Source organism: Xanthocytophaga agilis (assembly GCF_030068605.1).
Taxonomy (GTDB): domain Bacteria; phylum Bacteroidota; class Bacteroidia; order Cytophagales; family 172606-1; genus Xanthocytophaga; species Xanthocytophaga agilis.
In genome coordinates this window covers 1374473-1387791 of sequence record NZ_JASJOU010000001.1, presented here as the reverse complement: position 1 = coordinate 1387791, position 13319 = coordinate 1374473, and the positions used below count along the sequence as shown (strand labels likewise).

At 37.2% G+C, this 13319-nt stretch carries 9 protein-coding genes; all 9 read left to right on the top strand.

Annotated elements, in window-relative coordinates; translation table 11 throughout:
• The first annotated feature begins 75 nt into the window (after positions 1-75).
• The 9 genes from QNI22_RS05770 to QNI22_RS05730 all read left to right on the top strand — a co-directional run bounded on the left by QNI22_RS05770 (position 76) and on the right by QNI22_RS05730 (position 13296).
• Positions 76-639 (top strand): RNA polymerase sigma factor, encoded by a 564-nt coding sequence (locus QNI22_RS05770; protein WP_314509672.1) that lies wholly within the window; start codon positions 76-78, stop codon positions 637-639.
• Complete coding sequence (locus QNI22_RS05765; RefSeq protein WP_314509671.1) at positions 611-1591, top strand: hypothetical protein; 981 nt, start codon at positions 611-613, stop codon at positions 1589-1591. The genes QNI22_RS05770 and QNI22_RS05765 overlap by 29 nt, the downstream gene beginning before the upstream one ends.
• Before the next feature lie 12 nt (positions 1592-1603).
• Positions 1604-2710, top strand: a complete 1107-nt coding sequence (locus QNI22_RS05760) for a serine hydrolase domain-containing protein (protein WP_314509670.1) — start codon at positions 1604-1606, stop codon at positions 2708-2710.
• A gap of 95 nt (positions 2711-2805) precedes the next feature.
• The gene (locus tag QNI22_RS05755) at positions 2806-3468 is read left to right on the top strand and encodes a hypothetical protein (RefSeq protein ID WP_314509669.1); all 663 of its coding nucleotides are present in this window, start codon (positions 2806-2808) and stop codon (positions 3466-3468) included.
• Positions 3469-3617: 149 nt separating this feature from the next.
• Positions 3618-4838 (top strand): cation:proton antiporter domain-containing protein, encoded by a 1221-nt coding sequence (locus tag QNI22_RS05750; protein WP_314509668.1) that lies wholly within the window; start codon positions 3618-3620, stop codon positions 4836-4838.
• A gap of 357 nt (positions 4839-5195) precedes the next feature.
• Positions 5196-5840 carry a hypothetical protein gene (locus QNI22_RS05745; RefSeq protein WP_314509666.1) on the top strand — a complete coding sequence of 215 codons (645 nt, stop codon included), beginning with the start codon at positions 5196-5198 and terminating at the stop codon, positions 5838-5840.
• Between the two features lie 229 nt (positions 5841-6069).
• Positions 6070-8661: a DNA gyrase subunit A gene (gene gyrA / locus QNI22_RS05740; protein ID WP_314509665.1), complete on the top strand. Its 2592-nt coding sequence runs from the start codon at positions 6070-6072 to the stop codon at positions 8659-8661.
• A 269-nt stretch (positions 8662-8930) separates the two neighbouring features.
• Entirely contained in the window at positions 8931-10052 is a 1122-nt protein-coding gene (locus QNI22_RS05735; RefSeq protein WP_314509664.1) for a tetratricopeptide repeat protein, read from the top strand.
• Between the two features lie 244 nt (positions 10053-10296).
• Positions 10297-13296, top strand: coding sequence for a tetratricopeptide repeat protein (locus QNI22_RS05730; protein WP_314509663.1), 3000 nt, complete (start codon positions 10297-10299; stop codon positions 13294-13296).
• Positions 13297-13319 lie beyond the last annotated feature (23 nt).

Below are 13319 nucleotides of genomic sequence, written 5' to 3'. Positions count from 1 at the left end.
TCCAACAGCGGTGAAAAAGATATACTGGTACTCTTTTTCCAAAGAAGAGGTATAAAATCATTTTTTCCATAGGTAATGAAGCCTTTGATATTTGACGAACAGCTTATTGAAAAATGTCGGTCAGGTGACAGAAAAGCTCAGAGAGCTTTAGTTGCTTATTTTTCACGACCTATGTTTTTACATTGCTACCGCTATCTGAAAGACAAATCTGACACAGAAGAAGTTGTAAGTGATGGTTTCGTCAAAATTTTTCAGCATATAACAGATTTTGAGTACCGCGACAAACCAAGTTTTGAAGGATGGATACGCAGAATTATGATTAATGAGGCATTAGGCTTTTTGAGAAAAAGAAAGAAACTGATGTATGTGGATGAGAAAGAGCAAGAACTAATACCTGAACAACTGTCTGTTGACGGATCTTTGGCAGCAGAAGATATTTATCAGCTTATTCTTTCTCTTCCTGTAAAATACCGGACTGTATTTAATATGTATGTGATAGAAGGGTATACTCATCAGGAAATTGCTGAAATACTGGAAATAACAGAAAGCACTTCCCGTTCTCAATTAGCCAGAGCAAGAAAAATGTTACAAGAGTTAATGGTTAAAACCAATGAGCGTTATGACACCGGAAGAGTTTGATAGAATAGTTAAAAATAAGATAGAGGAAATAACATCTGTGCCGGATTTGGATTATACAGAAGATGCAATCTGGCAAAGGGTATATTCCAAAATAAGAGCAGGATCTTTGGGGTTTACAATTGTATGGATTGGAATTCTTTGTGTGATTCTTGGTTGGCTAATTACTAAATGGCAGCAAAATGATACTACAACTGTCAGTCATACACAAACAAAATATCTTACAATAGTAGATTCAGCAATGACATCTCTAAAAGATTCATCTGTACAAATTCCTGTAGAAAAGCAAGCTACGCTAAATTCTGGAAAACAAACAGCAATTTTGGCTGGGTATGGAAAAATTGAACAAGTTAAAGGAGGAGCTCCTGAGAAGTTAGAAGTTAACGCGACTAAGTTGGAAAAGATGGCTGTTCAAGCCGATGATAGTACTCAAAAGAATAGTTCGGATGCTCAGCTGAAAGAACCGCAATCAGATTCATATACGATGTCAGAAGTTTTACATGATCTGGTGAAAGATCATACTAAAGAATCTAGTCATGTAATACAGTCTGAGACTATTCATGAAAACTTTATACGGATGTCATCAGCCAGAGTCACAACTGGAAGCCGTTGGATTAAGCCTCTTTCCCAAAAATTATCTGTGGGATATGGATTGGGAGTAGGACAAGCAATCTATTTACCAGAAACAACTCTGAAAATGCCAACGCTTGAGATACCTGTAGAATTACGGTATTATCTGACACCAAGAGAAAAACGGTTTACATTTTTTGTATATGCTATGTTAAATGGATCATTTACTGAAAACACTTCAGATCTAAGTATAATTGCAGGAGCAAAGGCTCAATATCGATTGTGGCAAAATTCCAGAAGTGCTGCATTTTTGTTTGCTGACATTCCAATGTATCGAAGACATCTGTTTTTTAAAGGCAATCCTTATCAACAACCACTCCGTTAAGCCTGTTTATATATGTTTCAAAGATTCTGGGCATGTGCAGAGTTATGTATACTAACCCTTACTAGTTGTACTCCATTCCTGAATGACTCTGCTGTACTGTATAGTTATAACCCTCCTGATCAAGTAAATAATGAGTGGCATATATCCTCATTGAATGCTGAAAATATTGCAATCGCACCAATTGAAGAATTAACCAATCAGATTCAGACAGAAGAATATCGGAACATACATAGTTTACTTATTGTACGAAATGGCAAACTTGTATATGAACGATATTTTAATGGATATACTTCGGCTGTTCCTGAAAATATCTACTCTGCTACCAAGAGTATCACTTCTATTCTATTAGGTATTGCGATTGATCAGCATATGATTACAGATATCAATTCTGAAGTACTTTCTTTTTTTCCTGAGTATACAGGCAAATTAAGTGATCAGGAACAAAAGCAAAAGATTACCTTGAAACATCTTTTGACTATGAGTTCAGGGCTGGCTTGTAATGATGTTATTGGTCATGCATCACCTGGATTTGAAGAAAATATGTCTAAAAGCAATGACTGGATTCATTTTACATTAGATCTCCCTATTTTATATGAGGTTGGTACAACGCCACAATATTGTACTGCTGGTGTAGTTACACTAGGAGGAGTGATTAATCGGGCATCTGACATGTCGACAGAAAATTTTGCTCAATACTATTTATTTTCTCCACTAAATATACAATCCTATCGTTGGGATCGCATGCCTGACGGAGAAATCAGTACAGGGGGAAAGCTTTTTATCCGACCTAGAGACATGGCTAAAATTGGTCAACTAATGCTGGATAAAGGAAAGTGGAAAGGACAGCAACTGGTTTCAAACCGATGGGTTGCTGAATCCACTGCCAAACAGGCAATGCTTCAAAATTTTGAGTATGGATATCTCTGGTGGCGAAGAACATTTGTTATACAGGACCAAACTTATCAGATGTATTTTGCCTGGGGAAATGGCGGAAACTACTTATGTGTATTGCCTGACTATAAGACTGTATTGGTTTGCACTGGAGGAAACCTTAATTCTGTTCTCAGTAATCAATTCTTTCAAATGCTGCAATCCAAGCTTTTACCTGCCATTCAATGAAAATTTGCCTGGGTTTATTTTGGGGTAATATGATCTGGTTCGTATGCCTGATTTATTATCCAGCATTTGGGCAACACTCGAGCCCAATCAGGTCTTTGCAACTGTGGGTCGGTAGCGAGTCTGTCTATCTGAAAGATTATTTCCATGCAGCATTTACGTATAAGGGAATCCAAAGCGGATTATCACTGAAATATGAAAATACTTCTCAGAATCATATCTGGCTTGCTGAGGGCAGTTACATGAGAGGAAGTATACAGTCTTCTGTATCCGTAAAAGCACATATTCGGCAACTCAGTTTTGATTTTTCCTATTTGCATCATGTTATAAAATCACTCAGAAATAGAGAAAGATTCAGATTGTATATGGGTGTAACGTTGAGTAACTATGGATTTTTAGCTAATTACAATCCGGATCTAGAATATTCAGAAACTCAGGCTACATTGAATTTGGCTATGGCCCTCTCCGCAAGGATTTCATATCAGTTAAAGCCTGCACATCAGTTTGTGTTTGTTGCACAGAGTTCGATTGTTGCCTGGGTATATCGCCCAGATTATGCTTTTAATGGAAAAGAGTATACTGGAGTAACCTGGCCAGGAACAAACGCAAATCTACGTATTACTCTGACTTATAGCTATAATTGGAAAAGAGATTGGCAATTAACCACTATGTATCAGTATAACTATTCTGAATATGTAAATCCTCAGGCTTTATTTCTATTGAGACAAGGGATTTTCATTGGTATAAGAAAATGTTTTTAGGAATTTGGTTAAGGCAAAGATCTCCGTTGTTTTTCGTCTATAAGTTACTATTCATTACCTTCCACAGGAATATGCAATAGGGTAAAACTGGTAATTATACAAAAATGTAAATAAGTTTGTCGACCAGCAACAATTTAATAGTCAAAAGTATGAATGCGTATTGGTTGATCCTTACTCTTGGTTTTTGTGTAATTTTATCCTATTTGTATAGTTTTATCAGTAAAGCCACCCGAATTCCTTCTGTATTACTATTGTTAATTACTGGTATAGGAGTTCGGCTTGTTTTTGGTCCTGAACTAATACGTATAAGCTTTGTGAATAAGATCGTTGAAGTATTAGGGATAATAGGACTGATCGTAATTGTATTGGAAGCCGCACTGGATCTGAAAATTTCACCGGAGAAAGTTACTGTTGTGCGAAATTCTTTTCTGGCTGCCGTACTGGTATTTTTTCTTTCGGTGTTAGGGATTACTGCTGTTCTGCAATTTTTTTTAGAACGATCTTTGATTAAATGTATTGTATATGCTATACCTCTCTCTATTATCAGTAGTGCCATTATCATTCCTAGTATAGAGCATCTTAGCGAACAAAAAAAAGAATTCATTATCTATGAAGCCTCCTTTTCTGATATTATAGGGATTCTTGTATTCAATTATCTGACAGCTGAAGCTGCTTTTTCTATATCCTCAATTATTTTGTTTGGCTTTAGTATTGTCTGGGCTATTATCCTTTCCCTGATGATTTCTCTTGCTCTTTCCTACCTGTTATCACGTATTCGTTCCCATGTAAAGTTTGTTCCCATTCTGACTATATTGTTGATGTTGTATGCCATGGGAAAGTTGCTGCATCTTCCTGCCTTACTCATTATTATGGTGTTTGGGCTTCTTGTTAACAATAAGGAACGAATTTCACTCTCATGGGTAATGAACGTATTAAAAACAAACGATTCGACAGATAACCAGTATTTCGAGGAGCTACTTAAACAGCTTAAATCAATCACATATGAGACATCTTTTATTGTTCGTACTTTCTTTTTTATCTTATTTGGTTATTCGATTGATATACAGGTTTTAACAGAGTGGGAGGTAATACTAATCGGGAGTTCCATTGTGGGTATGTTACTGTTGTTGCGTTATTTATATCTTCGGTATTTCTTACGTGCCCATGTTTTGCCAGAATTATTTCTTATGCCTCGAGGGCTGATTACTGTATTGTTATTCTATAGCATTCCTCAACGTTTACAATTGGGAAGTTTCAATAATGGAATTCTTTTTTTTGTAATCCTAACTACAAGCGTTTTGATGATGTTAGGACTTTTATTATATCGGGCTGATGTTATAAACCTTTCAGATGGTGAACAACCTTTATAAATAGAACTGGTTGGTTAAAGCTAAAATGGTATAATATTTGAACACAGAGAAGCTGGTTTGTTTGTCTGTTCAAACGTTGCTGCAAAGTGAATAATAGAAAGAGGTGAAATAGATGGGTATTAATACCTGTCCTATATTGTTTTGAAAATCAGAAGCTTCTCTTGTCATGTTTTAAAATCCTATAATTATACTACATAAGACATCTTTTGCTTACTAAATTGATAACTTTCTTACTTGTAGAACGTATAGCAATATTATTCATTAGTAAGAAATGTCGTATTTTGCTGAGAATCATTGAAATAAACTCTTGTCAGGAAACGTTAAGTGAAGTAATATTCACTATTGGAGATAGTAAATATGTTTAAAATCCAGAAAGTTGCTACTATAGTATCCTTTATTCTCCTAATGATCATTTTCGATGCATGTCGTGTAAAGCGATGTCCATTTGATAACTGTCATATCCGAATGCGTCATCGGCATCCTTCGATGATGGGTGGTGGTGGAGAAGCTGCACTGGTATACGATGCCAATGCCGGGCCAGAGTCAAATCTTGGGCCTGTTTATCGTGGTATTCCGTGGTGGCAAAGATATAGAGAAGTAAAGGTGACTCCCGGAGCTAAGAAACACAAACTAATCAAAACAAAAGATCCTAAAATAGGTCAGGGGTATAAACCTGGATATAAATATAAACATAAGGATAATAAACCATGGAGTAAGCGTATTGAAAAATACAAGAAGAAGAAGATTGAAGATGCCGAGAAAGAAGAACGTAACGCAGCTAAGAAAGGAGAATCATTATCAGATGAACAACCTGCCGATGAGAATCAGCAGTCGGAGGATATGAAAATTTTTGAAGGAGATAAACAAGGTGATGCGTCGAATGTAACTACCCCAAAAGAATCCAAAAAAGAACGGAAGGCAAAAGCAAAAAAAGAAAAGAAACCTAAGAAGAAAAAAGAAGAAGCTCCGGAAGAAACGGAGGAAGAAGAGGAAGGTTTCTAAACAATATATAATCTGCTATAAACAACAAACCCTGTCTGATAACCAGACAGGGTTTGTTGTTTATAGCAGATAGTAAAAAAAGGACTTAAAGAGAGTCTGAGCCAATAAAATTTAGTTTGTCATATTTTGATAGAATACCTGACATAGGTTGGTAATCCGGTCATTTTTTCATAAATTGCGACACAATTTTAAGACCCTGTAGACAAAAAATTAAAAGCCAAGACAAAATATGACTACAACCGGCGAAAACATTATCCCTATTAACATCGAAGATGAGATGCGAGGGGCCTACATTGACTATTCCATGTCAGTGATTATTTCACGAGCCTTACCTGATGCTCGTGACGGCTTGAAACCTGTGCATCGTCGGGTATTATTTGGAATGGTTGAATTAGGGGTAAACTACAATAAGCCATATAAAAAATCTGCCCGTATTGTTGGGGAAATTCTTGGTAAATACCACCCACATGGAGATGCTTCGGTATATGATACTATGGTGCGTATGGCTCAGGAGTGGTCATTACGTTATCCGTTGGTAGATGGTCAGGGAAACTTTGGCTCTATTGATGGGGATTCTCCTGCGGCGATGCGTTATACAGAAGCCCGTCTGAAGCGTATTGCGGAAGAAATGCTGACAGATATCTATAAAGATACTGTAGACTTCAGACCTAACTTTGACGATTCATTAGAGGAACCATCTGTATTGCCTGCCAAGATTCCAAACCTTCTGGTCAATGGTTCGTCTGGTATTGCTGTTGGAATGGCCACAAACATGGCTCCTCATAATTTATCTGAAGTGTGTGATGGTGTCATTGCTTACATAAAAAATCCTGATATCACTATTGCCGAACTGATTGAATTTGTAAAGGCTCCTGACTTCCCTACTGGAGGAACTATTTATGGATATCAGGGAGTGAAAGCGGCTCTGGAAACTGGTAGAGGTCGGGTAGTAATGCGTGGTAATGCAACTGTTGAGACTAATAAGACTGGTCGCGAAATGATTGTAGTTACAGAGATTCCTTATATGGTCAATAAGGCTGACATGATTAAGAAAACGGCTGATCTGATCAATGAAAAAAGAATAGAAGGAATTTCAGATATTCGGGACGAATCAGACCGTGACGGATTGCGTATTGTGTATGAGTTAAAACGTGATGCTGTTCCTAACGTAGTTCTTAATAACCTATACAAATACACAGCTTTACAATCTTCCTTTGGTGTTAATAACGTAGCTCTTGTAAAAGGCCGTCCGCTGACGCTGAATCTGAAAGATTTAATTAAAGTGTATGTTGAGCACCGACATGAAGTAGTCGTTCGTCGTACTCGGTTTGAGTTGAGAGAGGCAGAAAAAAGGGCTCATATTTTACAAGGGTTACTTATCGCATTAGACAATCTGGATGCGGTTATCTCATTGATTCGTAACTCCAAAGATCCGGATGAAGCGAAAGCTAATTTGATGAAAGGGGTTGGGTTCAAAGCTGAGGCAGATTCTGCTTTTGTGCAACTGATGAGCCGTGTCGAACTGGCTAATGTGGAGCCTCTGCAACCTGGTCAGCGATTGACTGAAGTTCAGGCCCGTGCTATTCTGGAATTGAGGTTACAACGTTTGACAGGTCTGGAGCGCGATAAGATTATTAAGGAATTTGAAGAAGTTGCCGAGCTGATTACTTATCTGCAATCTATACTTGCCAATGAAGGTCTTCGAATGGAGATTATCACCAATGAGTTAACAGAGATAAAGGAACGTTATGGCGATGCCCGTCGTACCAAAATCGAATATTCTTCTGATGAATTTACCATGGAAGATATGATCGCGGATGAGGAAATGGTCATCACAATTACTCATGAAGGATATGTAAAACGAACTTCACTTGATGAATACAGAACTCAGGGAAGAGGTGGTGTTGGATCTCGTGGAGTAGCTACGAAAGAAGCTGATTTTACAGAGCATTTATTTGTGGCAACCACACACAATTATGTGCTGATCTTTACAGAAAGCGGAAAAGTATTCTGGTTAAAGGTATATGAGATTCCAGAAGGAAGTAAAACCTCAAAAGGACGACCTTTGCAAAATCTGATTCAAATAGAATCTGGAGATAAAGTACGGGCAGTTATCAATGTGAAAACATTGAGTGATCCGGATTATATCAATAATAACTATCTGATAATGTGTACGGAAAATGGTACCATTAAAAAAACGACATTGGAAGCTTATTCTCGTCCGCGTCAGGCTGGTATCAATGCAATTACTGTGAATGAGGGAGATCGTCTGTTGGACGTTGCTTTGACAAACGGATCTAACGAAATCATTATTGCTGCACAATCAGGTATGGCCATTCGTTTTAACGAAGATCGTGTACGACCTATGGGACGTACAGCTGCTGGTGTTCGTGGTATTAGTTTGGCCGATAATGATAAAGTAATTGGGATGGTTTGTCTTAACAGAGAGGATGCTCAGCTGTTAGTTGTCTCAGAAAAGGGATATGGAAAACGTTCAGATGTAAATGATTACCGCATTACCAACCGGGGTGGAAAAGGTGTAAAAACACTGAATATTACAGAGAAGACTGGCCATCTGGTTGCTGTTAAGGAGGTAACAGATTCTGATGATCTGATGATTATTAATAAATCAGGCATTATTATTCGAATGGAAGTTGCTGAACTTCGTGTTATGGGACGTAATACACAAGGTGTACGTCTGATTCGTTTGAATGAAGACGATGAAATCTCTTCTATTGCCAAGATTGAGAAAATGGAAGATTCAGGGAGTTCAGGAGAAGGCGAACAACTTCAGCCGGACATAGATAATGTGACAGAATAAGAGATTGTTTTTTTATACCATTCATTCTTTGTGAGTTATGCAAAGGATGGATGGTATACTATATTTTGGAATAGTAGAATTGATTGCGAATAGATGTATTTTTCTGCAAAGATTTATCCTTATAGAATGGGATTTTTTGGATTTGAATTTGCATGTTTGTAGAAGGAATACGTTATTGGGGCTGTAAATTGTAAATCGCAACTATTCTGTATCAGCCTACGTAGAACCTAGTACAAATCTTTATAACTCTATTATAAACCCTTATAATCATGAAAAAAGTTTTTTTAGCCTGCTTGTTTCAACTGACAGCTGTAGGTGTTTTTGCACAGGCAGGTGCTGCATATGCCTCTTTGCAGTCAGGTAAACTAGATGATGCAAAAACACAAATAGATAAAGCCATAACCAACGAAAAGCAAGCTGCTAAAGCAAATACTTGGCTTTATCGGGGAGATATTTATGCAGGTATTGCCAACAGCCCTCTACCTAATTATGCTGGATTAGATACCAATGCATTGCAAATTGCCTATGACTCCTATAAAAAAGCAGGAGAATTGGATGCAAAAAAAGCAGAAGAAGCCAATAAGAAAATTGCAGATTTACAGCCTATCGCAATGAACATGGGTAGCAAAAAATATCAGGAAGATAAATTTGTGGCTGCTGCCAAATATTTCGATATGGCACGTACATTGAATGCAAAGGATACTGTAGCTGCATTGTACGCAGGGGTTGCCTATCAGCGTGCAGAGAATTATGCAAAGGCGCGTGATGCTTTTGAAGCTTTAATTAATCTAGGTAGTAATGATCCAAGTATTTACAATGTTGTGCATTCTATTTATCGTACAGAGAAGAACAATGAAAAAGCATTGGAAATCGTAAAAAAAGGTCTTGCTAAGTTTCCAACTAATAAAGAATTGAAGCAAAACGAATTCAATTTATATATTGAAATGGGTAAGTCCGAAGAAGCAAAAGCTAACTTGGAGCAATCACTTAAATCAGATCCGAATAATCTTGAATATCTGAAAAACCTGGGTATCTTATATGATCAAACTGGAGATAAAGTAAAAGCTCAGGAATATTATGAGAAAGCATTAGCTGTTGACCCTAATAACTATGACGCTAACTTTAACCTTGCTGTGTTGCACTACAATAAAGGCGCAGATCTGAATAAAAAAGTAAGAGATATGGATCTGAAAACTTATCAGAAAGAAGGTAAAAAGGTAGAAACAGAGATGAAAGGACATTTCCAAAAGGCATTGCCTTATTTCGAGAAAAACTTCAGTTTACGTAAAGATGATATGCAAGTGTTGGAGCCACTGAAAAGTATTTATACTATTCTGGAGAGAAAAGCAGACGCTGATAAAATAGATAAGGTTATACAAACTATTAAATAAAGAGTAGGTTTTAATAGTTTTACTAAAGGCAAAAGAGCAGTCAGACTTCTGGTTGCTCTTTTGTTTTATCTGCCTATTTAAAATTCTCATATTCCAGTGATTATACACTGAAAGTACTCTGATAGTGTATAAAATATAGTTTGTTTCGTGATAAATTCTATGTATGCTGGCATTTTTTTATGGGTGTTTACAATATTATACTATTTTTGAGGTTCTATAACAGACCACTTATTTTGTTACATTCATGCAGAAACTGGCAATATTGATTTATTCGGTCCTTGCTTTTCTATTAATTTCCTTCACTTCTTTTGCTCAGACAACTCAGACTTTTTCTGCCGATGATTATACGTATCGGACTGCGTTGGAATTGTTTGATCGGGAAAAATATGCAACTGCGCAAAAGGCATTTCAGGATTATATAGATCTTAATAAAGGAGATTTACTTACTGTAGAAGCTAAATATTATGTAGCTATTTGTGCCTTGTATCTGGAAAATGACGATGCAGAGCCTACTATTGAACGATTCATTGCGGAATATCCCAATCATCCCAAAGCTGCAATGGCTTACTACGAGATGGGAAACTATTATTTCAACCAAAAGAATACAGAAAAAGCCATTGCTTATTTTGAAAAAGTAGATATATCCAGCCTAAGCAGAGAACAACAGGTAGAAGCCAAGTTTAAGCTTGCATATCTATATTTTAGCAAACAGGATTTTTTAAAGGCAGGTAATCTGTTTGATGAATTAAAACGGAGTAATAATAAATATACGTATGCAGCTAGTTATTATGCTGGATATTGCAATTATAGAAAAGGAAGTTACACAGAAGCACTAACTGATTTAAAGCGAGCTGCTCAAAGTCCTGAATATGCTCCTATGGTGCCATATATGATTGTGAATGTTTATTACAAACAAGGCAAATACGATGAGTTGATCGAATATGCTCAAACACTAGGTACAAGTAAAGATATTCGGAATGCAGATGAAGTCTTTCTTTTGGTAGGAGAATCATACTATCGCAAAGGAGATTATGCCAATGCTGCCCGTTACCTGAAGGAATCTGTAGGAAAGACTAAATCCAGACCTGCGCCTGAGATTGCCTATCGTTTAGGGTATGCTCAGTACAAAACAGGAGACTTTAAATCTGCTGCTGAGAATTTTAAGATTACAGCTACTACTGCAAAAGATACGCTAGCTCAATATGCGTCCTATCATATGGGATTATCTTATCTGCAGAGTGGAAATAAGCCTTTTGCATTAACTGCGTTTGATCAGGCCAGAAGAGGAAAGGCAAGCAAACAAGTTGCAGAAGATGCTGCTTATTATCATGCTAAAGTAAGCTTTGAAACGAATGCTGGTCCTGAAACTACTGCCTTGTTAAAAGATTTTCTGAAAAATTATCCTAATAGTAGTTATAAGAACGAGATCAATGAACTACTGAGTGAATCGTATCTGGCTTCCAATAATTACAATGAGGCAATTGCTCATATTGAAGCTATTCCAAACAGAACACCTAAAATAGATGAAGCCTATCAACGGGTAACTTTTAATAAAGGAGCTGAGTTTTTTAACAAGGACCAGTATAATGAGGCATTAACTCAGTTTCAGAAATCTCTTTCACGTCCCAAAGTGACAGAAGTGGCTATTGCAGCCCATTTCTGGTCAGGAGAAACTCAGTCGGCTATCCAGAATTATCCATCTGCTATTAATGAATATGCAGCAGTATTTCGGGAACCCGAATCTAAAAATACAGAATACTACAATAGAAGCCGTTATGGTATAGGCTATGCTTACTATAATAATAAAGAATATGATAAAGCTGCCACCCACTTCAGAGAGTATACAACTGCAGTAGGACCGAATGGCAAGAATTATGCGGATGCATTGGTTCGATTAGCCGACTGTCAGTATGTGGCTAAGAATTTTGATGCAGCTATTCAATTATATGATCAGGCTCTTGCCTTAGCAGGTGCTGAAAAGGATTATATTCTTTTCCAAAAGGCCAACGCCTTAAACTTTGCCGGAAGAGATGAAGAAGCCCGTCGTACATTTGATGAATTGTCAAATAAATATAGCAGTTCAAGATATGCTGATAATGCTATGTATCAACGGGCTGATGTAGATTTCGAAAAAGGAAACTACAATGCTGCCATTACAGGCTTTACCCGTGTCATTGAATCCAATGCCGCTAGCGGAGTGGTTCCTTATGCATTACAGAAAAGGGCATTGGCGTATAGTAACCTGCAACAATATGATAAGGCAATTGCTGATTATCAACGTATATTGGATAAATATCCAACCAGCAAGGTCTCTAATAGTGCGTTATTGGGCTTACAGGAAACATTGGCATCTGCCAAACGAAGTGATGAGTTCGGGACTTACCTGGAAAAATACCGTCGTGCCAACCCTCAGGACAATTCAACAGAAAGTATAGAGTTTGACGCTGCTAAGTCTTTGTATCTGAATGAAAAATATCCACAAGCAATCTCAGCTATGGAAGCGTATATACGCAATCATCCAGATTCGGAACAGAAGTATGATGCACGTTATTATGTTGCAGACTCTTATTACAAGTTTGGGGACAGAGCCAATGCTGTTAAAAACTTTCAGCTAGTAATCAGTGAAGGGCGTAGCCAATATCTGATTCGTTCAGTGAGTCGTATGGGAGATCTGGAATTAAATGCCAAAAACTATTCTTCAGCTGTAGGTTATTATCGCAGATTACTAACTGCTTCACAAAGTAAAAAAGATCAGACTGCAGCTTTGTCCGGATTGATGGAATCATATTATCAGTTACCAAATTATGATTCTGCACGGTATTATGTCTCACAGGTAGTAGCTACAGGAGGTTCAAGTCCAAGTGCTGTTAATAAAGCGTTGTTGTATAAAGGAAAGTCTTATTACCTCCAGAATAACTATGAGAAGGCTGTTGATGAACTATTATCTGCAGCAAATGCAGCTCAGGATGAGTATGGTGCAGAAGCTCAGTATCTGGTAGCTGATGCTTTGTATAAACAAAAGAAATACAAAGAGTCGCTGGAAATGTGTTTTGCTGTGAACGATAAATTTGGATCATTCGAAACCTGGAGAGGAAAAGCATTCTTGCTGGTTGCTGACAATTATGTTGCTTTGGATGAAACCTTCCAGGCAAAGGCTACACTTCAGTCTATCATTGAAAATTCAGGAGATAAAGAAGTTGTAGCAGAAGCTAAAAATAAACTCAAGGCTCTGGAAAGTAAATAAGCCTTATACATAGCAAGTAAAAT